The following is a 24,626-nucleotide window of genomic DNA, read 5'->3' as shown; positions in this document are numbered from 1 at the left end:
TCCTCCTCGGGTCGTGCACGTGCTGGCCAGTCTCACGCGACCGGCCGTGAACACCACTCGAGAGCGCCCGGACGTTGAACTTTCTCTGAAATCACCGACCTACCGTCACCGCCATGACTGGGACGATCGACTACCTGATCATCGGCGCCGGGCCGGCGGGACTGCAGCTCGCGGCCCGTCTGGAGCGCTCCGGCCGCAACTACCGGGTGCTCGAGGCGGGCGGGGGTCCCGGGACGTTCTTCGAGACGTACCCCCGGCACCGGACGCTGATCTCGGTCAACAAGCGGTACACCGGCTCGAGCGATCCCGAGTTCAGCCTGCGCATGGACTGGAACTCGATCCTCAGCAGCGACACCGACGACAACGACCCGAGTCTGCTCTTCACCGCCCGCACCCGGAAGTACTTCCCGGACGCCGACGAACTCGTGCGCTACCTGCGGGACTTCGCCGAGAAGACCGGTGTGAACGTGAGCTACGACAGTCGCGTGGAGAACGTCGTCAAGAAGCAGGGCCTGTTCGAGATCATCACCCGTCACGAAACCCTCACGGCGAGAACGGTCATCGTCGCCACGGGCGTGTCCAAGCTCAACTTCCCCGACGTCGAGGGCGCCGACACGATCGAGCGCTACGACACCGTCTCCGTCGACCCCGACGACTTCATCGACCAGCGCGTCCTCATCCTGGGCAAGGGCAACTCGGCCTTCGAGACCGCCGACAACCTGGTCGAGACCGCCGCCGTGCTGCACGTGGCCGGTGCGAGCCCGATACGGCTGGCCTGGCGCACGCACTACGTGGGTCACCTGCGCGCCGTCAACAACAACTTCCTCGACACCTACCAGCTCAAGTCGCAGAACGCGATCCTCGACGGCACCGTCAAGAGCATCCGCAATAACGAGAACGGCACCTACACCGTGGTGTTCAGCTTCTCCCGGGCCGACGAGGTGCAGAAGGAGCTCACCTACGACCGGGTGATCGCCTGCACCGGGTTCCGTTTCGACGCGAGCATCTTCGAGGGCGACGCCCGGCCCGAGCTGGTGATCAACGACCGCTTCCCGAACCAGACCTCGGCCTGGGAGTCGACCAACGTGCCCGGCCTGTACATCGCGGGAACGCTGAGCCAGGTGCGCGACTTCAAGAAGTCCACGAACGGGTTCATCCACGGATTCCGTTACGGTGTGAGGGCTCTGGGCAAGATCCTCGACCAGCGGTACGAGAACCAGGAATGGCCGTCGCGAGGCATCGAGGCCACCCCGGAGGCGATCACCGGCAAGATCATCGAGCGCATCAACCGCACCTCCGCGCTCTGGCAGCAGTTCGACGTGCTGGCCGACGTCGTCACCGTGCAAGGTGGGCAAGGCGTGCAAAGCCTGCAAGGCGGGCAGGACGCGCAGGACGGCCGGGCGAGTTACCTCGAGGAGGTACCGGTCGCGTACTTCAAGGACGGCGGCATCGGCAGTCCCGAGCATGCGTTCCTGGTCACGCTGGAGTACGGCCCCGACCACGACAAGGTCGACCCGTTCGACATCACGGTGACCCGCATCGCCCAGGACACCCCTGGTCAGGCGCACGACGCGGCCTACTTGCACCCGGTGGTGCGGCACTACCGCGACGGCGAGCTGGCCGGCACGCATCATCTGGCCGAGAACCTCGAGAACGAGTGGGACCGGCCCGCCGTGCACGTGGAACCCCTGATCGCCTTCGTCAAGGAGCAGCTGGGTGCCCGCTGACACCCGATGGTTCAGTCTTGACGACATCGAGAAGGCCGCTCAGAACACCCTGACCAAGGAGCACGCGGACTTCTTCGCCGGCGCCGCCGGTGACGAGAGCACGCTCCGGTCGAACCGGGACGCGTTCGAGCGGATCCGGCTGCGGCCACGGGTGTTACGGGACGTCTCGAGCAGAAGCACGGGCATCACCCTGCTCGGTCGTCACCTCGACACCCCGGTGATCGTGTCCCCGACCGCCTTCCACCGGCTCGCCCATCCGGACGGGGAGATCGCCACCGCCCGGGCGGTCGCCGCGGCCAACACCGTGATGATCGTGTCGATGGCCGCCACCACCCGGATCGAGGCGATCGGTGAGGAGACCGAGCGCTGGCTCCAGCTGTACCTGCAGCCCGACGGGGACTTCACGACCGCGCTGGTGCAGCGGGCCGAGAAGGCCGGGTACGGCGCACTCGTGGTCACGGTCGACTCGCCCGTTCTCGGTCGCCGGGAACGCGACCACCGCAACGGTTTCCACGATCTCCCGGCGGGCCTGAGGTGCGAGAACATGGTGGACGACGCGGGCACCCTGCGCTCGATCGCGATGGACGCGTCGGTCACCTGGGAGTCGGTCGACCGCCTCCGGGCGGTCACCGGGCTGCCGGTCCTGCTGAAGGGTGTGCTGCATCCCGACGACGCGCGCCGGGCCGTGGACCACGGGGTCGCCGGGATCGTCGTCTCCAACCACGGCGGCCGTCAGCTCGACGGGACGGTCGCCACGATCGACGCGCTGCCCGCGATCGCCGAGGCCGTGCCGGACGGGTTCCCTCTCATCCTCGACGGCGGGGTGCGCCGCGGCATCGACGTGGTGCGGGCCCTGGCCCTCGGGGCGAGCGCCGTCGGTATCGGCCGGCCGGTGCTCTGGGGGCTCGCCGCCGGCGGTCAGGACGGCGTCAGCCAGGTGCTCGACCTGCTGCGCACCGAGGTCGACGAGGCCCTCGCACTCTGCGGGGTGAGCCGTCCGGACCACCTCGACCCCGACGTCATCTGGACCGGCCCACCGACTCACCGCCGCGTCCCCAAGCACCCTGGAGGCCACCCATGATCGGCCGCACCCTGGCCGCCGCGGCCGTGACCGCGACCGCCCCCTGGTGGTTGCCCCCGGCCGTGATCCGCCTGCGCGAGAACATCTTCACCTGGATCAACGGCGAGGAGGGCATCCCGGTGCCCGGCCCGGCGATCGGCGCTGAGCACTTCGAGACGCTCTACTCACACCCCGCCGCCGACGGCCGCAGTGTGGGAGCGGGCCTCTCGGACCTGTTCTGGTACTGGCTCGCCCCCGGACCGCAGATGCACCAGGAACACCTGGAACCTGGCCCTCGCTACCGCACCGTGGCGAGGGCGACGCGGCAGGCGCTCGCGATCCCGCTGGCCGACGCGGAGCGACTGGCGCACGAGAAGACCGCGAAGATCCTCGACGAGCTGCCGCTGGAAGACGTCACCGCGGTCAGGCTGCGCGATCTGATGATGCCGATCTGGGCGGAGGCCTACTACGAACTGGTCTTCGGCGAACCCTGCCCGCGTGAGGCCCGCGACCTGATCGTGGGTAACGCCGACGACGTCATCACCGCGCTGAAGGGCTGCAGCCTGCGGCACATGGACCGCCGCGACGCCCTGACCCGTTATCTCGAAAAGCGCCTGGAGGCCGGGGAGTCACTGGTCACCCTGCCCGCCGACGAGTTCAGCACCCGGGAGACCGCCTGGTACCTGCAGGGCGCGTTCTTCAACACCGCGGTCGTGCAGATGTCGGAGGCGATGGCGCACCTGCTGATGGTGATCGCGCAGCATCCCGACGTGCAGCGTGACCTGCGGGAGAACCTGCACGACGACGACGCTCTCGACCGCGTCATCGACGAGGGCCTGCGCGTGAACCCCCTGTTCGGCATCGCGCACCGGGTGACCACCGCCCCGATCGAGCTGCCCGGCCGCACCCTGCCCACCGGATCGGTGCTGCTGTTCAACTACCTGGCCTTCCAGCGCACCGGCCCGGCCGCGGACGACGACTTCCGCCCCGACCGCTGGAAGACGCTGAAACGCAGGGACGCTCACTTCATCCCGTTCGGGGTGACGGCCAATCGGGCCTGCCCGGCGCGCGGCATGGCCCCGGTGATGATGCGCGCGGCGGCCCGGGAGGTGCTGCGCCGTCACGGTCTGGCCTCGTCGGCCTCGCACACCCGCTCGATGCCGAACCGCGGGCCCTGTCTGCTGGTGCGCGATCCGGACGCCGACCTGAGGCCGCGCCTGGCCCGGATGCGCGCCCGCGACCGCGTCGACGACGTGACCATCAGCCTCACGCAGCTCGTGCTGGGCACGTACATGGTGGCCGACGCCCGCCGGAAACGGCTCTGCGCGAGCTACTTCGACGATCATCCGGAACACGGCCCGGCCTCGAGGCAGGAGGTGAACCGGTGACCCCGTCCGAGCTCGCGCCCCGGCTCTTCATCGCCATGGTCGTCATCGTGCTGGTCTGCCGGGGTGCCGCCTGGCTGCTCGGCAAGGCCGGTCAGCCGCCGGTGGTCAGCGAGATGCTGGCCGGCGTGCTGCTCGGGCCCAGCCTGCTCGGCCTGCTGCTGCCGGGGGTGCAGGACGCGCTGTTCCCCGACCAGTTGCGTCCGGTGCTCTACGTGCTGGGGCAGATCGGCCTGATCCTGTTCATGTTCACGGCCGGGTACGAGTTCGCCGCGCACCGGCCCGGGAAGATCGCCGGGACCGCCGGAATCGTCTCGCTGGCAGGCATTCTCGCCCCACTCACGCTGGGGGTGGCACTGACGTTCGTGGCCCGTGACCACGTGGACGTGTTCGCCGAGGGGGTGTCGACCCCGGTCTCGGCCGCGTTCGTCGGCGTGGCCCTGGCCATCACCGCCTTCCCGATGCTGGCGCGCATCGTCACCGAGCGCGGGCACGCCGGCACTCCCCACGGTTCGCTGGCCCTGGCCAGCGGGGCGATCGACGACGTGGTGGCCTGGATCCTGCTGGCGTTCGTGCTGGCCACGGCCTCCGGCGAGTTCGGCCCGGCCCTGCTCACGGTGGGCGGTGCGATCCTGTTCGCGGTCGGCCTGGGGCTGGGCGGCCGGCGGGTCACCACGGCGCTGTTCGAGCGCACCCGGTTCGACCCGCAGAAACGCCTGATCGGTGTGCTCCTGCTGCTGCTCGCGGTGGCCTGGTACACCGACGAGATCGGCCTGTACGCGGTGTTCGGCGCCTTCTGCGTGGGACTGGTGCTGCCGCGCCGGGCCGAGAGCGAGGAGGTGATGGGAGCGGTCGCCCCACTCGGCACCGGCCTGTTCCTGCCGTTGTTCTTCACCTACTCCGGGCTGAACACGAAGTTCGGGCTGCTCGGTGATCCTGCGGTGCTGCTGTTCGCGCTGGCCTGCGTGCTCACCGCGGTCGTCGGCAAGTTCGGTGCCTGCTGGGTCGCCGCCCGGGCCTCCGGGCAGCCGCCCCTGGTGGCCGCGCGGGTCGGGGCGCTGATGAACGCCCGCGGCCTGATGCAGCTGATCGCGCTGAACGTCGGCCTGGAGGCGGGGATCGTGAGCGACCGGATGTTCACGGCGCTGGTGCTCGTGGCGCTGGTGACCACGCTGATGACGACGCCCGCGCTGACGCTGATCGACCGGTTGGAGGCCCGGCGCGCGACGGCCCGGATTCCTCAGGAGATAGCGTAACTTTCAACTTTTATCGTGCCGTGATGCTGTCCTTTACGTACCGTATGTCACTTTCAAACGATGGCAAGCACCGAACGTCGACGGCCTGTGCGTCTGCTCCTCGCGGAGGGGCAGACCGAGCCCCTCTCCTGTCTGATCCCGGTGCTTCGTCACGAGGGCTACCTCGTCGACCATGTGCGGGACGGGCAGACCGCTCTGCACCGGGCCCTCACCCGGGAGTACGACGTCCTGGTGCTGTCGCGCTCGCTGCCGGTGGTGGGGGGTGTGGATCTGGTGCGGCGACTGCGGGCCCAGGCCGTCACCGGGCGGGCGCTGCTGCTGGCGCCCGGCCGCACCACGACCGAGCTGGTGGAGGCCCTGGACGCCGGGGCCGACGACTACCTGCCCTGGCCGGTCGAGTTCGGCGAGCTCACCGCGCGGCTGCGGGCGCTGTGCCGTCGGCCGGCGGAGCTGGCCCGGGAGCTGCGCATCGGGGAGGGCCGGCTCGACCTCGGCAGCCGCACCGCCGTGCTGCCCGCCGGAGGCCGGATCCAGCTGTCCGACCGCGAGTTCCACCTGATCCGGATCCTGGCCGACCGGCCCGCCTCGGTGCACCCGCGGGAAGAGCTGGCGCGCCGCGTCTTCGAGGACGCGACATCGGCCTCGCTGGTCGCCACCTACGTCTACTACCTGCGCCGCAAGCTGGGCCGCACCGCTGTCCGAACCGTGCACAAACTCGGCTATCAACTGGGAGAGCTGTGAGCGACCGGTTTCCTGCCCGCGTCCTGAACCGCCTGGAAGAGCTCGACGACGCCGTCGTGCTCGAGTGGCCCGGGGGCGAGGTCACCGCCGCCGGGATGCTGCGGCTGGTGCGGAGAGTCACCGCTGCCCTGCGCTCGGCCGGGGCGGGTCCCGGTTCAGGGGTCGCGTTCATGCCCGGGGTCACCCCGGTCGGCTTCGCCGCGCTGCTGGCGGTGCACCTGGTGGGGACGCGGGTGAGCGGGGTGCGTCCGGGCCTCACCGCCGAGCAGCTCGCCCACCTGCTCGACGACCGCGTCGGCTGGGCGGTGGTGGACGCGTCGACCGACGTCTCGGCCGTGGTCAAGGCGCGGCCGGATCTGGTGCTGGTGGACCTGGGGCCTCTGGGGGCTCCGGACGTTATGGGACTCGACGAGGACGACGACCTGACACCTCGGGGCCGGCCGGAGGATGTCGCCCGGGTGACCTACACCAGTGGGAGCACCGGCAATCCGAAGGGCGCCGCGCAGACCTACGCCGCGTTCGAGCAGGAGTGGCCCTCGCGCGCGGAGCTGCACAACGAGGTCCTGAGTGATCTGGGGTCCCGGCTCGACCGGTACCTGCTGCACGGCACGCTGAACAGCGTCGTGATGGTCGACTACGCGCTCGTGTGCCTGGTGCACGGGGGCCGTCTGGTGATCCCCTCGGCCGGCGGTTCCTTCGCCGAAATCGTCGAGCGGCACCGCATCACGGGCAGCATCGTGACGGTGCCGAAGCTGCTCGAGCTGCTGTCGGTGGTGCGGGCGGGCACGGGTGACGTGAGCTCGCTGAAGGGGGTGATGGTCTCCGGGTCGCCCCTCGACCCACGCCGTTACGCCGAGGCCCTCGAGTTGCTCGGCCCGATCGTGTTCCAGGGGTACGGGCAGACCGAGTGCGGGCTGATCAGCATGCTCGCGCCGTCGCAGGCACTGGCCTCGGAGAACGCCCTGACCTCGGTGGGACGCCCGCTGCCGCGCAACCTCGTCGAGACCCGTGACGGTGAGATCTACGTGCGCACGCCGCAGCAGACGATCGGCTACGTCAACGAGGGCGACATCGTGCGCGAGCAGGCCGAGGTCTTCACCGACGACGGCTGGATCCGCACGCGGGACCTCGGCGGTCTCGACGGCGAGGGGTTCCTGCACCTGTCCGGCCGGGCCCGCGACGTGATCATCGTGAACGCGAACGTGCAGTACGCGGGCCCGATCGAGCGCGCCCTGGCCTCCCACCCGGCCGTCGACCAGGCCTACGTGGTGGGGGTGCCCGACCCCGCGACCGGTGAGGCGATCGAGGCCTTCGTGGTGTTGCGTGAGGACGTGGTGGCCGGGCTGGACGACGAGCTGCGCCGGATCGTGGGGGAGCGTCTGGGGGAGGTGTGCGTGCCCCGGGCGTTCACGGTGATCGACGCGGTGCCGCTGACGTCCGCCGGGAAACCCGACAAGAACGCTCTCAGGCTTCTCTAGGGAGCGTGGTTCCCGGTGCCCTGGAGCGTGACGTCGTGCGGCTCGTTGGGCCCGGGAGCCCCGGTGCCGAAGGCGGTTTCGTGCGAGCGGCCGCTGAACCGACTGCGCGGGTCAGGCACGAGGTTGCGCTGCGGGAACATCGGCGCGCCCTCGTGGGCGGAGGTGAAGTGCTCGCCCGAGAAGGTGCCGAAGAACTCGTGCAGCCGGGCCACCTGGGCGCTGGAGAGCGCGTGGTCACGGGGCTTGATGCGGGGCATCAGCATGATCACGTCGCGGCCGAGCGGGATCGAGAGTCCCTCCGCGAACGGGATGATCTGCGCGGAGGGCACGAAAGCGTCGCGCTCCGCGAAGAAGTCGGTGTGGAAGGCGACCCAGTCGGGGGTGCCCGTGGCGTCGTTGAAGTAGATGCCGTCGACCTGGCCGACCAGCACGTGGTCGGCGTCGAAAACGGTTCGGCCGAGATACTTCCGGGCTTCTTCGCCGGTCAGAGTCATGGCTCCTCCTGCCGCGGGGCGCTCATGAGAAGGCGCCGGTGCGAGGGACCCAGTGTCCCGCGCGCCGGCGCCTCACGCACTCAGGCAGTCACCCGATCGGCCCAGGCCGCCGGGCGTCAGGTGGTGCCGGGATCGACGTGCAGGGTGTTGACCCCGCGGCCGGCCGAGCGGCGCGACATCCGCTTCTCGGCGAAGACCGCCAGCTGCGACAGCGCGAAGTTGATGACGATGAAGATCAGGCCGATGAGCAGCAGGGTCTGCAGCGGGTTGTTCGCCGTCTGGAAGATCCGCTTGGCCGTGTTGAGCAGTTCGTCGTAGCCACCGATGAACGTGACCAGCGAGGTGTCTTTCAGGATGACGACCATCTGGCTGATCAGCGCCGGCAGCATCGTGCGGAACGCCTGGGGCAGCTGGATCTGCACCATGGTCTGCAGCGGCGTCAGCCCGATGACGAGCCCGGCCTCCCGCTGGCCGCGGGGGAGGGAGGCCACCCCCGAGCGCAGGATCTCGGCGATGACCACCGAGTTGTAGGCGGTCAGGCCGACCACGACGTACCAGAGCGCGTTCTCGCCCGGCAGCGGGTCGTAGTTCACGCCCAGGTCGGGCAGAAGCTGGTAGGCCATGTAGATCAGCACGATGACGGGCAGGCCACGCAGCGTCTCGATCACCACGACCAGCGGGATGCGGGGCGCGGGACGGGACATCACCCGGGCCACGCCGAACGCGGTGCCGATGACCATGGACAGCACGATCGCCAGCACGGCCGCCGTCATGGTCTTCTGGAAGCCGGACCAGATGTTCTCCCAGACCGGCTGGAAGAGGTCGTCGGACGGGTCGAACAGCGGGGCCCAGCGGTCGCGGTCGAACTGGCCCTGGTCGGCGAGCCGGACGTAGACGACGTAGAGCACGGCCAGGAGGACCACGGCCACCACGCCGCTGCCGATCAGGGCCCGGCGGCGGGCCTTCGGGCCGGGCGCGTCGTACAGAACGCTCAGGTTGGGCGTGCTCATCGCAGGATCACCGCCTTGCGCTCGAGGTACATCAGAAGCAGACCGGCGGGGATCGTGATCAGCAGGAAGAAGAAGCCGATGCTGAGGTAGACCGGGGTCGGGTCCTGACCGCGCGAGCTGGTCAGCATGATCGCGTTGCTCAGCAGGTCACCGCTGACGCCGAAGGCGCCCAGGATGGCCGAGTTCTTGAACATGGCGATGATGACGCTGCCGACGGGCGGGATCGCGGTGCGGAACGCCTGCGGAAGGATCACCGAGCCGAGGTTCTGCGAGAAGGTCAGGCCGATGGCCCGGGCCGCCTCGGCCTGGCCGGCCGGGATGGCGTTGATGCCCGAGCGCAGGGCCTCACAGACGAACGCGGCGGTGTAGATGATCAGCGACGCGCAGCCGAAAACGTAGTAGGACTGGTTGATCCCGATCTCGGGCAGCCCGAACGCGATGAGGAACAGCACGACCGTGAGCGGGCAGTTGCGCACCACGTTCACGTAGAGCGTGCCGACGCCGCGCAGCGGGGCCACCGGGGAGACCCGGAATCCGGCGATGACGGTGCCGAGGGCCAGCGACCCGAACAGGCAGATGATGCAGATACCCAGGGTTTTCAGGAATCCCTGGAAGAACAGGTCGAAGTTGTTCGTGATGACGCTCACGACCAGTGACTCCTTTCAGCTCCGGGACGGTCACGGGTCCGGCACCGCGGGAGCGCCGGTGCCGGACCCGTCAGGACATCAGGCGCAGGCGTCGGCGGTGGGCAGGGTCGGCGTCTGGGCGCCCTCGACCTTGCCGGCCGTCTCGGTCCAGGCCTTCTCGTACGAGCCGTCTTCCGAGGCCTTCTTCAGGGTGTCGACGATGTAGTTGCAGAAGGCGACGTCACCCTTCTTGATGCCGATGCCGTAGGGCTCCTTGGTGAAGGTGTCGCCGACCACCTTGAACGCGCCGTCGGAGTCGCCGACCAGGCCCAGCAGAATGACGTTGTCGGTGGTGACGGCGTCGACCTGCTTGGTGCGCAGGGCGTCGGCGCACTTGCTGTACACGTCGAACGTGACCAGCTGGCTCTTGCTCGCGAGGTACTCACCGATGTTGTCGGCGGGCGTCGAACCGGCCACCGAGCACACCTTGAGCGCGGAGTTCTCCTTGAAGGAGTCCGGCCCGGTGATCGCCGAGTCGTCGCTGCGCACCATGATCTGCTGGCCGGCCTCGTAGTACGGGCCGGCGAACGTGATGCGCTTCTTGCGCTCGTCGTTGATCGTGTACGTGGCGGCGACCAGGCTGACCTCGCCGTCCTCGATCTTGGTCTCGCGCACGGCGGACGGGGTCTCGACCCAGGTGATGCCGTCGTCGTCGATGCCCAGGCCGGCCGCGATGATCTTGGCGATCTCGACGTCGAAGCCCTCGGGGGCGTCGCTCAGGCCCTTGAGGCCGAAGCCGGGCTGGTCGAACTTGGTGCCGATGGTGATCTTGCCGGCCTTCTGCAGGGTCTCCATCGTGGTGCCGGCCTCGAAGGTGGCGTCGTCGTTCACCGCCGCCGCGCCGGTGTCGTCGGAGTCGCTGCCCCCGCCGCAGGCGGTGAGGGCCAGGACGGCGACGGCCGCGGCCGCGGCGGCCTTGCTGATGCGCATGCTGCTGGTCTTCATCGTGTGCGCCAATCTCTTTCGCTGGAGTACGGGCTGGACTTCTCGCTGGACAGAGCGGAAACGCCTCAGTGCGTAAGGATCTTGGAGAGGAAGTCCCGGGCCCGCTCGCTGCTCGGGTTGGTGAAGAAGGTGCTCGGCGGGGCCTGCTCGACGATCTGGCCGTCGGCCATGAACACCACACGGTCGGCGGCGCGGCGGGCGAAGCCCATCTCGTGCGTCACCACCACCATCGTCATGCCCTCCTTGGCCAGCGAGGTCATCACGTCGAGCACCTCGTTGATCATCTCCGGGTCGAGCGCCGAGGTGGGCTCGTCGAAGAGCATCACCTTCGGCTTCATCGCCAGCGCGCGGGCGATCGCCACGCGCTGCTGCTGCCCGCCGGAGAGCTGGGCCGGGTACTTGTCTTTCTGGGTGGCCACCCCCACGCGCTCGAGCAGGGCGAGTGCCTGCTGCTCGGCGTCGGCCCGCTTGGCCTTGCGCACCTTGATCGGGCCGAGGGTGACGTTCTCGAGCACGGTCTTGTGCGCGAACAGGTTGAACGACTGGAACACCATGCCGACCTCGGAACGCAGGTTCGCCAGCGCCTTGCCCTCGTCGGGCAGCGGCTTGCCGTCGAGCTCAATCGTTCCGGCGTCGATTGTTTCGAGCCGGTTAATCGTGCGGCAGAGGGTGGACTTGCCGGAACCGGAGGGGCCGATCACCACCACGACCTCGCCGGTCTTCACCGTGAGGTTGATGTCGCGCAGCACGTGAAGCGACCCGAAATGCTTGTTGACGCCGGTCAGGCTGACCAGCGCGGCCGAGTCGGAAGATTCGCTGACACTCTTTGGTGTCAATGAATCATCGCCCGGTGCAACGTTTTCCGCCGTCATGGCTGATTCCTCCTCCGGCATCGTGTGTCTGGAAGGTAGGGAACACCTTCCCCCAGGGAGAAGGTCAATTGAGGATCCTCTGAGGTCACCGTCTGGTTACGTGACTTCCCCGAAACACCCCGCTGATGGATGGTAGGGGGATGCGTGTGCTGCTGGTGGAAGACGACGCGCGGCTCGGAGCCGCGTTGTCCGACGTGCTGCGTGTGCACGGCATGGAGGTCGAGCACGTCACCACGGCCCGCATGGCGCTGTCCCGGCTGAACGCCCGCACCGAGGCGGTCGTGCTCGACCTGGGCCTGCCCGACCGTGACGGCTTCGAGGTCTGCAGCCGCATCCGCCGCACGCACGACGTGCCGATCCTGATGGCCACGGCCCGCTCCGACCTCACGGCCCGGGTGCACGGCCTCAACCTCGGCGCCGACGACTACCTGGTCAAGCCCTACGACGTGCGCGAGCTGCTCGCCCGCCTGCACGCCATCTCCCGGCGGCACAAACGGGACTCGGTCCCGTCCGGCCCGGGCGCCACGGATCCCGCCGACGACCCCGAACTGCGGACGCCTCTGGGAACCGGTGACGCACCGGTCACCGAGGAGCCGCCCGGGTTGTCACCCGACGAGATCGTCATCGACGTCAGCAGCCGCACCGTGGTCAAGGGAGGCACCGCGATCGCCCTGACCCGCAAGGAGTTCGACCTGCTGGCCCTGCTCGCCCGCCATCCGGGCGTGGTGTTCCGGCGCGAGCAGATCATCAGCGAGGTCTGGCAGTCCACCTGGGACGGACTCGGCCGCACCCTCGAGGTGCACGTGGCCGCGGTGCGTTCCAAGACCGGGTCACCCGGGCTGATCGAGACGGTGCGCGGCGTCGGGTACCGGCTGGCGATCGGTGCGGCGAGCAGTACCTGGACCTGAGCGCATTCCCTTGAGAACCCGTCTCTCCGCCCTGCTCCTCCTGCTCATGGGTGTCGTGCTCGCCTCGCTCGGGGTGCCGCTGATGTCCGGCATCGCCTCCGACGAGGCCCGCACCCTGCACACCGACCGGATGGCCGACCTCTCGCTGTTCGTCAGCAAGGTGCAGTTCGACCCGGACGACGCCGCGGTCGAGGAACTCGCCCTCGAACGCGACCTGCGCCGCTACGAAGATCTCTACGACGTCTCCGTCACCGTCTACGACGCCGCCCGCGTGCCCCGCTTCAGCGGCCACGAGAACACCGCTCCCCAGATCACCCCGGCCCAGGACGCCGCCCTCGACACCGCCCTGTCCGGCCGCCTCACCGAGGTCTGGGACCAGATCCAGCCCTGGGACTCCGAGCCCCTCGTCGCCGCCCAGCCGGTGGTGCGCGACGGTGACGTGGTCGGCGCGGTGGTCAGCGTGTCACCCGTCGACTCGGCCGCCGGGCGCGTGCTGCAGCGCTGGTCGATCCTCATCGCCCTCGAGCTCATCGCCCTGGTCGGCGCCGTCGCGCTCGCCGACCGGCTGGCCCGCTGGCTGCTCAAACCGGTCGGGCGGCTCGACGAGGCGGCCCACCAGATCTCCGCCGGCGACCTGTCCGCCCGCGTCCCCACCGGCTCCGGCCCACCCGAACTGCGCCGCCTCGAGACCTCGTTCAACGAGATGGCCGTGCACGTCCAGGACGCCGTCGAGGCCCAGCGCGCGTTCGTCGCCGACGCCAGCCACCAGCTCCGCAACCCGCTGGCCGCCCTGCTCATGCGGCTCGAGGCCCTCAATCTCGCCGCCGACCTGCCCGGCGCCTCACCGGCCCGGCAGAGCGAGGCGATGGAACGCGCGCTCGCCGACGGCAAGCACCTGGCCGGCACCCTCGACCGGATGCTCGCGCTGGCCCGGGTCGAGAACGGCGGTGCCCCGGCCGCCCCGCTCGACGTCGCCGAGGTGGTGGACGAGCGGCTCGCCTTCTGGATGGTCGTCGCCGACCGTCGGGACATCCACCTGGTGCGGCGCGGCGCCGCGCACGCCCGGGCCCAGCACGACGCCGGCGCGCTGGCCGGGGCGCTCGACGCCGTCCTCGACAACGCCCTCAAGTACTCACCGGAGGGCGGCACCGTGACCGTGCTCGTGCGTCCGTCGTCGGTGACCACCCCGCAACCGCCGCCGGTGCCGCTCGCCGGGCCCAGTTCGTCCCCCGTTCTGGCCCTGGTGAGCACCCCACCCGCCCCGGACACGGGGGTCGAGGTGATCGTGAGTGACGACGGCCCCGGGGTGCCCGCGGAGGAGCTGCCCCGGGTGGGCGACCGGTTCTGGCGTTCCGAGGCCTCGGAGGCGTCCGAGACCGAGGGCACCGGCCTGGGCATGTCGATCGCGAAAACCCTGATGGGACGCCACGACGGCACCCTCGACGTGACCGCGGGGGAGGAGAGTGGCCTCAGCGTCCGGCTGTGGGTGCCACCGGTGCCCGGCCCTCGCTAGGGCCCTGATCCGCGGGACCGACCCTGGCGCTGGTTCCGCCGTTCACAGCTTGGCCTTGCGGTAGTACGCCTCCGCCGCCGGGTGCAGCGGCAGGCCACCGGTGAAGATGGCCGAGCGCCGGTCGGTCTGGTTCGCCGCCGGGACCCGCTCGGCGATCGCCGCCCGGTGGTCGAAGATCGTCGAGGTCACGGCCGTCACCAGCTCGTCGTCCGCGTCGGCCCGCACCACCAGCAGATTGGCCAGCGCCAGGGTGTCGACCTGCTCACCGATCCCGTAGCGCCCGGGCGGGATCGCCGCCGGCCGGTAGACCGCGCCGAACTCCGCGCGCATCCGCCGGGCCAGGTCGCCCAGCCCCAGCAGGCGCAGGGGCATGCGCTCGCTGGCGTCCTCGACCGCGGTCGTGGGCACGCCGCCCGACCAGAACACCGCGTCGACCTCGCCCTTCTCCAGCGCCTGGAGCCCGTCGACGATGCCGAGCTCCTTCTCCTTCACCCCGACCTCGGCCAGGCCGAGCAGACGCCGTGCGATCAGGGCCGTTCCCGACCCGGGGTCACCGATCGCGACCCGGTGACCGGCCAGGTCGTCGACCGACCGCAGCGTCGACCCGCGCGGCACGATCAGGTGGTAGTAGTCGTCGTAGATCCGCGCGACCGCCCGCAGCGGCACCGAACCGCTCTCGGTCTCGTTCTCGGAGGCCGTGCGCTCGGCGGCGTCGCCCGCGCTCACCGCCAGGTCGGCCGTGCCGTCGGAGAGTCGTTGCAGGTTCTCGATGCTGCCGCTGGAGGGCACCACCTCGACGTCGAGCGACGGGTGCGCCTCGCGGAGCTGGTCGCGCAGGGCGAGACCCCAGGCGTAGTAGACGCCGGCGGTGGTGCCGGTGGTGATCACGATGCGGTCGCTGATCGGCTCCTCGTCGGACAGCGCCCGCTGATCGCCCGAGGCTGACACGGAGCAGGCCAGGGGCAGCACGAGGAGCATCGCCACCACGAGAGCCCGTACCTGCCGCATCGCCCCACCATGCCTGATCCGAGGGGCGGGGACCCAACCGGCAATACACCCGAAACACATCCCGTGACGGCCGTGCGCCGGACGGGTGCGATACAACTCTTGGGTACGGGCCGGCGACGTCTTGATCGTCACCGGCGCGTGCACGGGGGACGACGGGGGTGACGGCCACTGGTTTCCCGCGCAGAAAGAAGTGCCTTCCGTGAGCACCACCCGGGCCTGGCTGGTCTGGTCGATCGGCCTGCTGGGCTACGTCCTCGCCATCGCCAGCCGCTCGTCGCTGTCCGCGGTCGCGGTCGAGACCTCCGACCGTTTCGGCATCGCGGCGGCCACCCTCTCCACCTTCGCCGTGCTCCAGCTGGGCGTGTACGGGGCGATGCAGCTGCCGGTCGGGCTCATCCTCGACCGCGCCGGGCCCCGTCGGGTGCTCACCGTGGGCCTGCTCGTGATGGCCTGTGGGCAGGCACTTCTCGCGGTCACCGGGAGCGTGCCGGGCGCGTTCGCCGCGCGGATCCTGGTCGGTGCGGGCGACGCGACCATCTTCGTGTCGGTGGTGCGGCTGATCATCGCCTGGTTCCCGGCGCGCAGCGCGCCGTTGCTGACCCAGGTGACGGGCGTGGTGGCTCAGGCCGGGCAGATCATCAGCGTGGTGCCGTTCCTGGCACTGGTGCACGCGCGCGGCTGGACCCCGGCGTTCCTCACCCTCTCGGCCTGCCTGCTGCTGGTGGCCGTCGCGGTGGCCGTGACGGTTCGCAACCAGCCCACCGACCGACCGGCACCCGACCTCCCGGCCGCCCCGGGCGTCCGCAAGCAGGTTCTCGAGATCTGGGCCAACCCGGGCACCCGCCTGGGCTTCTGGACGCACTTCGTGACCCCGGCCGGGGGCAACGTGTTCGCGTTGCTCTGGGGATTCCCCTACCTGACGGCGGGGGAGGGGCTCAGCAACGGCCGCGCCCAGGGGCTGCTCACCCTCTACGTCATCGCCAACGGCGCCTTCGGGCTGCTGATCGGGCGTTTCGCCGGACGCCACCCGCTGCGCCGCTCGTGGGTGGTGCTGGCGGTGGTCGCGATCCAGGCCCTGGCCCTGCTCTCGCTGGTGGTGAGGCCGGACGAGGCACCGCTGTGGCAACTGGTGCTGTTCGTGATGTGCCTGGGCGCGGGCGGCCCGGGATCGCTGGTCGGCCTCGACTTCGCCCGCACCTCGAACCCGCCGCACCTGATCAGCAGTGCCACCGGGCTGGCCAACAGCGCCGGGTTCTTCGCCTCGCTCCTCGGGGTGCTGATGCTGGGGGTGCTGCTCGACCTGCAGGGGGCGGGGACGCCGGACACCTACGACCTGCACGCCTTCCGCAACGCGTTCTGCGGCTGGTACCTGATCTGGCTGGTCGGCGTGATCGGGGTGCTGCACAACCGGCGGAGGCTGCGGGTGCTCATGGCTTCCCACGGTGTCCACGTGCCCCCGCTGCGTGACGTCGTGGGACGTTACCGGCGCTCCCGGTAGCTGAACTCACACGACAATCCGGCGTCGTAGCATTGACCTGCCATGACGACGATCGAATCAGCGCCCTCCGCCGGGGCCGATGCCCGCACCTACGAGGTGCGCACCTTCGGCTGCCAGATGAACGTCCACGACTCCGAGCGCCTCTCCGGCATGCTCGACGCGGCCGGCTACGTGCCCGCCGACCCGGGGGGAGAGGGCGCCGACCTGGTCGTCTTCAACACCTGCGCGGTCCGTGAGAACGCCGACAACAAGCTCTACGGCAACCTCGGCCAGCTGGCCCCGGTGAAGGCAGGCAAGCCCGGGATGCAGATCGCGGTCGGGGGCTGCCTGGCCCAGAAAGACCGCGACACGATCGTCAAGAAGGCCCCCTGGGTCGACGTCGTCTTCGGCACGCACAACATCGGGTCGCTGCCGGTGCTGCTCGAGCGCGCCCGGCACAACGCCGAGGCGCAGGTCGAGATCCTGGAGTCGCTCGAGGTCTTCCCCTCGACGTTGCCCACGCGGCGCGACTCGGCCGCCGCGGCCTGGGTCTCGATCAGCGTCGGGTGCAACAACACCTGCACGTTCTGCATCGTGCCCTCGCTGCGCGGCAAGGAGCGCGACCGCCGGCCCGGCGAGATCCTCGCCGAGGTCGAGGCGCTCGTCGCCGAGGGCGTGGTCGAGGTGACCCTGCTCGGGCAGAACGTGAACACCTACGGCGTGGAGTTCGGCGACCGGGGCGCGTTCGCGGCGCTGCTGCGCGCCGTCGGCTCGATCCCGGGTCTCGAGCGGGTGCGCTTCACCAGCCCGCACCCGGCCGCGTTCACCGACGACGTGATCGAGGCGATGGCGGCCACCCCCACGGTGATGCCGCAGCTGCACATGCCGCTGCAGTCGGGGTCCGACCGCATGCTCAAGGAGATGCGCCGCTCGTACCGCTCGAAGAAGTTCCTCGGGATCCTCGAGAAGGTGCGCGAGCAGATCCCGCACGCCGCGATCTCGACGGACATCATCGTCGGCTTCCCCGGAGAGACCGAAGAAGACTTCCAGGGCACGCTCGACGTGGTCGCGCAGGCCCGGTTCGCCCAGGCCTTCACGTTCCAGTACTCGCAGCGGCCGGGCACTCCCGCGGCGACCCTGCCCGACCAGCTGCCGAAGAAGGTCGTGCAGGAGCGCTACGAACGGCTCCTGAAGCTGCAGGAAGAGATCTCCTGGCGCGAGAACCAGAAGCTCGAAGGACGCGTGGTCGAGCTTCTCGTCACCGAGAGCCAGGGGCGTAAAGACGGCGCGACGACCCGTCTGTCCGGCCGGGCTCCCGACAACCGGCTGGTGCACTTCACCGTGCCCGACGGTGCCGATTCGCCCCGTCCCGGTGACTTCGCCACGGTGCGCATCTCCTACGGGGCCCCGCACCACCTGGTCGCCGACGATCTGGGCAGTGAGTACGCGGTGCGTCGCAGTCCCGCGGGTGACGCCTGGGAGCGCCGGCAGGTGGACGCGTGTGGTCCTGTCGCTCCGGCGGCCTCCGGTGGTGGGGTCTCCCTCGGGATCCCGGTGCTGCGCCGGGGCTGATCCCTTGGGGTGTGGCCCCTTTGGGGCACATCGGCGTGTGGATGTCACGTCGATTTGACCTGGTGGTGGCATCTCCGTAAAGTTCTACGTGTTGGCAGCGCGGGAGGCACGGACACGCAAGTGGCCGGTCCCGGGTCAACTTCCCCGAACTTCTTGCCGAGGTTCAACCCATGCGGGTTGAGCCTCCAGAGGTTCGCCTGGGAGTCCGGATGGACGGAGCAGCGAAGACCTTCTGGTAAGGTTTACACCGCTCGGTCAGCCGGGTAAGTTAGAGAGGTTGCCCCGAAAGGCCTTCGGAAGAGGGTCTGATGGTGAGCGTCCGCTCCTTGAGAACTCAACAGTGCATCTGAACAACCGATGCCAAATGATTGTCCCGATTGGGACGGTCTTCTTGGCTGATGGATCAGGCTTCGGATATCTCGACCCCCGTCGAGGTGTTCGGTTCGGGTCTGGTTCTTTCGGTCAGGATTCTTGCAACACTTCGCTAAAAGTCTTCCTAGAAGATTATTTACGGAGAGTTTGATCCTGGCTCAGGACGAACGCTGGCGGCGTGCTTAACACATGCAAGTCGAACGGTGAACCTCTTCGGAGGGGATCAGTGGCGAACGGGTGAGTAACACGTGAGTAATCTGCCTCTGACTCTGGGATAACCACGGGAAACGGTGGCTAATACCGGATATGACACATGGCTGCATGGTCTGTGTGTGGAAAGTTTTTCGGTCAGGGATGAGCTCGCGGCCTATCAGCTTGTTGGTGGGGTAATGGCCTACCAAGGCGACGACGGGTAGCCGGCCTGAGAGGGCGACCGGCCACACTGGGACTGAGACACGGCCCAGACTCCTACGGGAGGCAGCAGTGGGGAATATTGCGCAATGGGCGAAAGCCTGACGCAGCGACGCCGCGTGAGGGATGAAGGCCTTCGGGTCGTAAACCTCTTTCAGCAGGGAAGAAGCGCAAGTGACGGTACCTGCAGAAGAAGCACCGGCTAACTACGTGCCAGCAGCCGCGGTAATACGTAGGGTGCAAGCGTTGTCCGGAATTATTGGGCGTAAAGAGCTCGTAGGCGGTCTGTCGCGTCTGCTGTGAAAACCTAGGGCTTAACTCTGGGCGTGCAGTGGGTACGGGCAGGCTAGAGTGTGGTAGGGGAGACTGGAATTCCTGGTGTAGCGGTGAAATGCGCAGATATCAGGAGGAACACCGGTGGCGAAGGCGGGTCTCTGGGCCACTACTGACGCTGAGGAGCGAAAGCATGGGGAGCGAACAGGATTAGATACCCTGGTAGTCCATGCCGTAAACGTTGGGCGCTAGGTGTGGGGCACATTCCACGTGTTCTGCGCCGCAGCTAACGCATTAAGCGCCCCGCCTGGGGAGTACGGCCGCAAGGCTAAAACTCAAAGGAATTGACGGGGGCCCGCACAAGCGGCGGAGCATGCGGATTAATTCGATGCAACGCGAAGAACCTTACCAAGGCTTGACATGGGGTGAAAACTCGTAGAGATACGGGGTCCGCAAGGGCGCCTCACAGGTGGTGCATGGTTGTCGTCAGCTCGTGTCGTGAGATGTTGGGTTAAGTCCCGCAACGAGCGCAACCCTCGTTCCATGTTGCCAGCACGTTATGGTGGGGACTCATGGGAGACTGCCGGGGTCAACTCGGAGGAAGGTGGGGATGACGTCAAATCATCATGCCCCTTATGTCTTGGGCTTCACGCATGCTACAATGGCCAGTACAAAGGGCTGCGAGACCGTGAGGTGGAGCGAATCCCAAAAAGCTGGTCTCAGTTCGGATCGGGGTCTGCAACTCGACCCCGTGAAGTCGGAGTCGCTAGTAATCGCAGATCAGCAACGCTGCGGTGAATACGTTCCCGGGCCTTGTACACACCGCCCGTCACGTCATGAAAGTCGGTAACACCCGAAGCCGATGGCCTAACCCGTAAGGGAGGGAGTCGTCGAAGGTGGGACTGGCGATTAGGACGAAGTCGTAACAAGGTAGCCGTACCGGAAGGTGCGGCTGGATCACCTCCTTTCTAAGGAGCACTCGAAAACCTCACCGGCTCAGGCTGGTTGATGGTTCAGAGGTATGCCATTGCCTGCGCGATGACGGTCATCCATTCCGGTGACCGCTAGTTGCGGGGTGGCTGCTCAAGGGTGGAACATCGGTTGGCTCTCATCTCCGGGGCGGAGATGGGGATGCACTGTTGGGTCCTGAGGGAGCGGACCACGAGGCTGGAAACAGTCTGGTGGGCCGTGAACTTGGGTCTGAGGCTTGGAAGAGCTTCTTTCCGAAGGCATGACAGTCCTTCATCACAGTGCCTCGCAGCGGGTCTCGTGCCGGCGGTGGGGTAATTGGTGAGCTTGAGGGTTGTGTGTGTTCGTTGCTTGTGAACTGCATAGTGGACGTGAGCATCTTTAATTCTGTGCTTAATTTTTCCGAGTGCATCCTGATTTGATTCGGGGTGTGTTGGTAAGTTTTTAAGGGCACACGGTGGATGTCTTGGCACCAGGAGCCGATGAAGGACGTAGGAGCCTGCGATAAGCCTCGAGGAGCTGGCAACCGAGCTGTGATTCGAGGATTTCCGAATGGGGTAACCCGGCTGGAGGCAAGTCCAGTCACCTGCACCTGAATATATAGGGTGTTGGGAGGGCACGACGGGAAGTGAAACATCTCAGTACCGTCAGGAAGAGAAAACAACAGTGATTCCGTGAGTAGTGGCGAGCGAAAGCGGATGAGGCCAAACCGGGCGTGTGTGATAGCTGACAGGCGTTGCATGTCCGGGGTTGTGGGATCCCACTTATTACCGCTGTCGAGGTAGTGGAGAGTCAAAAAACCTGCATGTAGTCGAACGCCATTGAATGGGCGACCGTAGAGGGTGTTAGTCCCGTAGACGAAATGTGCTGGTCTTTCTTGTGGGCGTCCCAAGTAGCACGGGGCTCGTGGAATCTCGTGTGAATCTGGCAGGACCACCTGCTAAGCCTAAATACTCCCTGGTGACCGATAGCGGACTAGTACCGTGAGGGAAAGATGAAAAGTACCCCGGGAGGGGAGTGAAATAGTACCTGAAACCGTGTGCCTACAATCCGTCGGAGCCTTGCGGGGTGACGGCGTGCCTTTTGAAGAATGAGCCTGCGAGTTAGTGGTGTGTGGCGAGGTTAACCCGTGTGGGGTAGCCGTAGCGAAAGCGAGTCCGAACAGGGCGATTCAGTCGCATGCTCTAGACCCGAAGCGGAGTGATCTACCCATGGCCAGGTTGAAGCGCGGGTAAGACCGCGTGGAGGACCGAACCCACCAGGGTTGAAAACCTGGGGGATGAGCTGTGGGTAGGGGTGAAAGGCCAATCAAACTCCGTGATAGCTGGTTCTCCCCGAAATGCATTTAGGTGCAGCGTTGCGTGTTTCTTGCCGGAGGTAGAGCTACTGGATGGCTAATGGGCCCTACAAGGTTACTGACGTCAGCCAAACTCCGAATGCCGGTAAGTGAGAGCGTGGCAGTGAGACTGCGGGGGATAAGCTTCGTAGTCGAGAGGGAAACAGCCCAGATCACCAGCTAAGGCCCCTAAGCGTGTGCTAAGTGGGAAAGGATGTGGAGTTGCTGTGACAACCAGGAGGTTGGCTTAGAAGCAGCCACCCTTTAAAGAGTGCGTAATAGCTCACTGGTCAAGTGATTCCGCGCCGACAATGTAGCGGGGCTCAAGTACACCGCCGAAGCTGTGGCATTTGTTCATGACCCTAGACCGGCTTGATCCGGCTTTCAGGGGAACAGATGGGTAGGGGAGCGTCGTGTGGCGAGTGAAGCGTCGGGGTGACCCAGGCGTGGACGCCACACGAGTGAGAATGCAGGCATGAGTAGCGAAAGACGGGTGAGAAACCCGTCCGCCGAATGACCAAGGGTTCCAGGGCCAGGCTAATCCGCCCTGGGTAAGTCGGGACCTAAGGCGAGGCCGACAGGCGTAGTCGATGGACAACGGGTTGATATTCCCGTACCGGCGTAGAACCGCCCATAGCGAACCCGAGGATACTAACATCGTGAAGCCAATGGGACCTTCGGGTGCCGGCGGTGGAGCCTTGGACCTGAATCGGTAGTAGTTAAGCGATGGTGTGACACAGGAAGGTAGCCTCCGCGTGGCGATGGTTGTCCACGTTTAAGCATGTAGGGCGAGCTGTAGGCAAATCCGCAGTTCTTTCTTTGATGATGAGCCTGAGATGTGATGATGACCGCATTGGCGGGAAGTGGGTGATCCTATGCTGTCGAGAAAAGCATCTAGCGAGGTTCGAGCCGCCCGTACCCTAAACCGACTCAGGTGGTCAGGTAGAGAATACTAAGGCGATCGAGTGAATCGTGGTTAAGGAACTCGGCAAAATGCCCCCGTAACTTCGGGAGAAGGGGGGCCTGAGGCGTGACCTGGACTTGCTCCGGTGAGCGTTTGAGGGCCGCAGAGACCAGGGAGAAGCGACTGTTTACTAAAAACACAGGTCCGTGCGAAGTCGCAAGACGATGTATACGGACTGACGCCTGCCCGGTGCTGGAACGTTAAGGGGACCGGTTAGCCTTTCGGGGCGAAGCTGAGAACTTAAGCGCCAGTAAACGGCGGTGGTAACTATAACCATCCTAAGGTAGCGAAATTCCTTGTCGGGTAAGTTCCGACCTGCACGAATGGCGTAACGACTTCTCCGCTGTCTCAACCGCGAACTCGGCGAAATTGCACTACGAGTAAAGATGCTCGTTACGCGCAGCAGGACGGAAAGACCCCGGGACCTTTACTATAGCTTGGTATTGGTGTTCGGTACGGCTTGTGTAGGATAGGTGGGAGACTGTGAAGCTGGCACGCTAGTGTTGGTGGAGTCGACGTTGAAATACCACTCTGGTCGTTCTGGATGTCTAACTTTGGTCCGTGATCCGGATCAGGGACAGTGCCTGGTGGGTAGTTTAACTGGGGCGGTTGCCTCCTAAAGAGTAACGGAGGCGCCCAAAGGTTCCCTCAGCCTGGTTGGCAATCAGGTGTCGAGTGTAAGTGCACAAGGGAGCTTGACTGTGAGACCGACAGGTCGAGCAGGGACGAAAGTCGGGACTAGTGATCCGGCAGTGGCTTGTGGAAGCGCTGTCGCTCAACGGATAAAAGGTACCCCGGGGATAACAGGCTGATCTTGCCCAAGAGTCCATATCGACGGCATGGTTTGGCACCTCGATGTCGGCTCGTCGCATCCTGGGGCTGGAGTAGGTCCCAAGGGTTGGGCTGTTCGCCCATTAAAGCGGTACGCGAGCTGGGTTTAGAACGTCGTGAGACAGTTCGGTCCCTATCCGCTGCGCGCGTTGGAAACTTGAGAAGGGCTGTCCCTAGTACGAGAGGACCGGGACGGACGAACCTCTGGTGTGCCAGTTGTCCTGCCAAGGGCACCGCTGGTTAGCTACGTTCGGAAGGGATAACCGCTGAAGGCATCTAAGCGGGAAGCTCGCTTCAAGATGAGGTTTCCATGCACCCTCGAGGTGTGAGAGGCTCCCAGCTAGACTACTGGGTTGATAGGCCGGATGTGGAAGCAAGGACTGAAGACTTGTGAAGCTGACCGGTACTAATATGCCGATGACTTACTCACTCACTCGTTGAGTTGAGCGCGTAAAGATTGTTCACGTCCACTATGCGGTTCACGGGAAACGACCACGCCCACCCCTGAGGGTGGCTGGTTGTGCCGGTAGAGTTACGGCGATCATAGCGGCAGGGAAACGCCCGGTCTCATTCCGAACCCGGAAGCTAAGCCTGCCTGCGCCGATGGTACTGCACTGGTTACGGTGTGGGAGAGTAGGACATCGCCGGACAATCATTGAAAGACAGAAGTGGCGGCCCCCGCCTTCGAAAGAAGGCGGCGCGGGCCGCCACTTCTGCGTTTGGCAGAGGAGCTGTGTGACCATCCATCGGGTAGTGACCGCGGCCCTGGTCGAAGAAGGCCACCTGCTTCTCTGTCACCGGTCGCCCTCCCGACGCTGGTACCCGAACGTCTGGGATCTGCCGGGTGGACATGTCGAAGCTGGCGAGAGTGAGACGGATGCCCTGCGCCGCGAGCTGCGGGAAGAGGTCGGCGTCGAGATCCGCGCGTTTGATGCGGAGCCTCACGCGCGCATCCGCGGCGGAGCCGAGGACGCCCCGGAAGGCGTTCTCCGGCAGGGCATCTGGGTGGTCCGGACCTGGCTCGGCACGCCGGTGAACCGGGAGCCGGCCGAGCACGACGACATGCGGTGGGTGGCGCTGCCCGAGCTCGCGAGGCTGGACCTGGCGCATCCCAGCTATGCCCAGGTCTTCGAAGAGATCCTGACGAGCTGAGCAACGATTCGGTCTGCCCATGGCTGAGCCTTAGTCGGCGGTCTTCGCCCTAAGGCCCTTAGACCGCCGACCACGAAAATCTGAGGTTTGCCGACCATCAGGACTGCGTGACTGCCCGATCCGCGAGGTGGGGCCTTAGCCGGAATCTGGATGTACCGAGAAAGACAGACACCAGACCGGTTGGGG

17 protein-coding genes and 3 rRNA genes are annotated in these 24,626 nt (G+C 66.8%); 14 read left to right on the top strand and 6 right to left on the bottom strand.

Features of this window, described 5'->3' with window-relative positions:
- Positions 1 to 113 precede the first annotated feature (113 nt).
- From J2S57_RS01955 to J2S57_RS01930, 6 genes are read left to right on the top strand one after another with little or no spacing between them, the layout of a single operon-like run.
- Positions 114 to 1,727, top strand: a complete 1,614-nt coding sequence (locus tag J2S57_RS01955; RefSeq protein WP_307237573.1) for an NAD(P)-binding domain-containing protein — start codon at positions 114 to 116, stop codon at positions 1,725 to 1,727.
- Complete coding sequence (locus J2S57_RS01950; RefSeq protein WP_307237570.1) at positions 1,717 to 2,808, top strand: alpha-hydroxy acid oxidase; 1,092 nt, start codon at positions 1,717 to 1,719, stop codon at positions 2,806 to 2,808. The genes J2S57_RS01955 and J2S57_RS01950 overlap by 11 nt, the downstream gene beginning before the upstream one ends.
- A complete protein-coding gene (locus tag J2S57_RS01945) occupies positions 2,805 to 4,175 on the top strand; it encodes a cytochrome P450 (protein ID WP_307237566.1) in 1,371 nt (456 codons plus the stop codon). The genes J2S57_RS01950 and J2S57_RS01945 overlap by 4 nt, the downstream gene beginning before the upstream one ends.
- Positions 4,172 to 5,428, top strand: a complete 1,257-nt coding sequence (locus tag J2S57_RS01940) for a cation:proton antiporter (RefSeq protein ID WP_307237562.1) — start codon at positions 4,172 to 4,174, stop codon at positions 5,426 to 5,428. The genes J2S57_RS01945 and J2S57_RS01940 overlap by 4 nt, the downstream gene beginning before the upstream one ends.
- 60 nt (positions 5,429 to 5,488) lie before the next feature.
- The gene (locus J2S57_RS01935) at positions 5,489 to 6,169 is read left to right on the top strand and encodes a response regulator transcription factor (RefSeq protein WP_307237560.1); all 681 of its coding nucleotides are present in this window, start codon (positions 5,489 to 5,491) and stop codon (positions 6,167 to 6,169) included.
- The gene (locus J2S57_RS01930) at positions 6,166 to 7,647 is read left to right on the top strand and encodes a class I adenylate-forming enzyme family protein (RefSeq protein WP_307237557.1); all 1,482 of its coding nucleotides are present in this window, start codon (positions 6,166 to 6,168) and stop codon (positions 7,645 to 7,647) included. Before J2S57_RS01935 ends, J2S57_RS01930 begins: the two co-directional genes overlap by 4 nt.
- Here the strand turns inward: J2S57_RS01930 and J2S57_RS01925 are convergent.
- From J2S57_RS01925 to J2S57_RS01905, 5 genes are all read right to left on the bottom strand, one after another.
- A complete protein-coding gene (locus J2S57_RS01925; RefSeq protein WP_307237554.1) occupies positions 7,644 to 8,141 on the bottom strand; it encodes a PRC-barrel domain-containing protein in 498 nt (165 codons plus the stop codon). The two genes, J2S57_RS01930 and J2S57_RS01925, sit on opposite strands and share 4 nt — an antisense overlap.
- Before the next feature lie 116 nt (positions 8,142 to 8,257).
- The gene (locus tag J2S57_RS01920) at positions 8,258 to 9,151 is read right to left on the bottom strand and encodes an amino acid ABC transporter permease (RefSeq protein WP_307237550.1); all 894 of its coding nucleotides are present in this window, start codon (positions 9,149 to 9,151) and stop codon (positions 8,258 to 8,260) included.
- Positions 9,148 to 9,798 (bottom strand): amino acid ABC transporter permease, encoded by a 651-nt coding sequence (locus J2S57_RS01915; protein ID WP_307237547.1) that lies wholly within the window; start codon positions 9,796 to 9,798, stop codon positions 9,148 to 9,150. The genes J2S57_RS01920 and J2S57_RS01915 overlap by 4 nt, the downstream gene beginning before the upstream one ends.
- Positions 9,799 to 9,876: 78 nt before the next feature.
- On the bottom strand, positions 9,877 to 10,767 hold the full coding sequence (locus tag J2S57_RS01910; protein WP_370882546.1) for a glutamate ABC transporter substrate-binding protein: 891 nt from the start codon (positions 10,765 to 10,767) through the stop codon (positions 9,877 to 9,879).
- 80 nt (positions 10,768 to 10,847) lie between these two features.
- Positions 10,848 to 11,576 (bottom strand): amino acid ABC transporter ATP-binding protein, encoded by a 729-nt coding sequence (locus J2S57_RS01905; protein WP_307250983.1) that lies wholly within the window; start codon positions 11,574 to 11,576, stop codon positions 10,848 to 10,850.
- A 218-nt stretch (positions 11,577 to 11,794) separates the two neighbouring features.
- On the opposite strand from J2S57_RS01905, the gene J2S57_RS01900 reads away from it, so the two are divergent.
- Both J2S57_RS01900 and J2S57_RS01895 read left to right on the top strand, forming a co-directional pair.
- Positions 11,795 to 12,562 (top strand): response regulator transcription factor, encoded by a 768-nt coding sequence (locus tag J2S57_RS01900; RefSeq protein ID WP_307237540.1) that lies wholly within the window; start codon positions 11,795 to 11,797, stop codon positions 12,560 to 12,562.
- A 10-nt stretch (positions 12,563 to 12,572) separates the two neighbouring features.
- Positions 12,573 to 14,075 carry a sensor histidine kinase gene (locus tag J2S57_RS01895; protein WP_307237537.1) on the top strand — a complete coding sequence of 501 codons (1,503 nt, stop codon included), beginning with the start codon at positions 12,573 to 12,575 and terminating at the stop codon, positions 14,073 to 14,075.
- A 42-nt stretch (positions 14,076 to 14,117) separates the two neighbouring features.
- Here J2S57_RS01895 and J2S57_RS01890 read toward each other — a convergent pair whose 3' ends face one another.
- Complete coding sequence (locus J2S57_RS01890; protein ID WP_307237533.1) at positions 14,118 to 15,083, bottom strand: TAXI family TRAP transporter solute-binding subunit; 966 nt, start codon at positions 15,081 to 15,083, stop codon at positions 14,118 to 14,120.
- Between the two features lie 199 nt (positions 15,084 to 15,282).
- Between J2S57_RS01890 and J2S57_RS01885 the strand changes: the two genes are divergently transcribed.
- From J2S57_RS01885 to J2S57_RS01860, 6 genes are all read left to right on the top strand, one after another.
- Positions 15,283 to 16,581 carry an MFS transporter gene (locus J2S57_RS01885; protein WP_307237530.1) on the top strand — a complete coding sequence of 433 codons (1,299 nt, stop codon included), beginning with the start codon at positions 15,283 to 15,285 and terminating at the stop codon, positions 16,579 to 16,581.
- A gap of 42 nt (positions 16,582 to 16,623) precedes the next feature.
- Complete coding sequence (gene miaB / locus J2S57_RS01880) at positions 16,624 to 18,132, top strand: tRNA (N6-isopentenyl adenosine(37)-C2)-methylthiotransferase MiaB (RefSeq protein ID WP_307237527.1); 1,509 nt, start codon at positions 16,624 to 16,626, stop codon at positions 18,130 to 18,132.
- A gap of 507 nt (positions 18,133 to 18,639) precedes the next feature.
- Positions 18,640 to 20,156 (top strand): 16S ribosomal RNA (locus J2S57_RS01875).
- Positions 20,157 to 20,591: 435 nt separating this feature from the next.
- Positions 20,592 to 23,718 (top strand): 23S ribosomal RNA (locus tag J2S57_RS01870).
- Positions 23,719 to 23,821: 103 nt separating this feature from the next.
- A 5S ribosomal RNA gene (gene rrf, locus J2S57_RS01865) occupies positions 23,822 to 23,938 on the top strand.
- The 16S, 23S and 5S rRNA genes sit together here, the layout of an rRNA operon.
- An 85-nt stretch (positions 23,939 to 24,023) precedes the next feature.
- A complete protein-coding gene (locus J2S57_RS01860) occupies positions 24,024 to 24,440 on the top strand; it encodes an NUDIX domain-containing protein (RefSeq protein WP_307237525.1) in 417 nt (138 codons plus the stop codon).
- Positions 24,441 to 24,626 lie beyond the last annotated feature (186 nt).

The organism is Kineosporia succinea, assembly GCF_030811555.1.
In the GTDB taxonomy this organism is placed as follows: Bacteria; Actinomycetota; Actinomycetes; order Actinomycetales; family Kineosporiaceae; genus Kineosporia; species Kineosporia succinea.
The sequence above is the reverse complement of the archived record's forward strand: the minus strand, read 5'-3'. Positions and strand labels throughout refer to the sequence as shown.

Excerpts from the sequence above, each read along its gene's own strand:
- miaB (WP_307237527.1), top strand. The coding sequence starts at position 16,624 with ATGACGACGATCGAATCAGCGCCCTCCGCCGGGGCCGATGCCCGCACC.
- J2S57_RS01920 (WP_307237550.1), bottom strand. The coding sequence starts at position 9,151 with ATGAGCACGCCCAACCTGAGCGTTCTGTACGACGCGCCCGGCCCGAAG.
- J2S57_RS01935 (WP_307237560.1), top strand. The coding sequence starts at position 5,489 with ATGGCAAGCACCGAACGTCGACGGCCTGTGCGTCTGCTCCTCGCGGAG.
- J2S57_RS01890 (WP_307237533.1), bottom strand. The coding sequence starts at position 15,083 with ATGCGGCAGGTACGGGCTCTCGTGGTGGCGATGCTCCTCGTGCTGCCC.
- J2S57_RS01900 (WP_307237540.1), top strand. The coding sequence starts at position 11,795 with ATGCGTGTGCTGCTGGTGGAAGACGACGCGCGGCTCGGAGCCGCGTTG.
- J2S57_RS01910 (WP_370882546.1), bottom strand. The coding sequence starts at position 10,767 with ATGCGCATCAGCAAGGCCGCCGCGGCCGCGGCCGTCGCCGTCCTGGCC.
- J2S57_RS01945 (WP_307237566.1), top strand. The coding sequence starts at position 2,805 with ATGATCGGCCGCACCCTGGCCGCCGCGGCCGTGACCGCGACCGCCCCC.
- J2S57_RS01955 (WP_307237573.1), top strand. The coding sequence starts at position 114 with ATGACTGGGACGATCGACTACCTGATCATCGGCGCCGGGCCGGCGGGA.
- J2S57_RS01925 (WP_307237554.1), bottom strand. The coding sequence starts at position 8,141 with ATGACTCTGACCGGCGAAGAAGCCCGGAAGTATCTCGGCCGAACCGTT.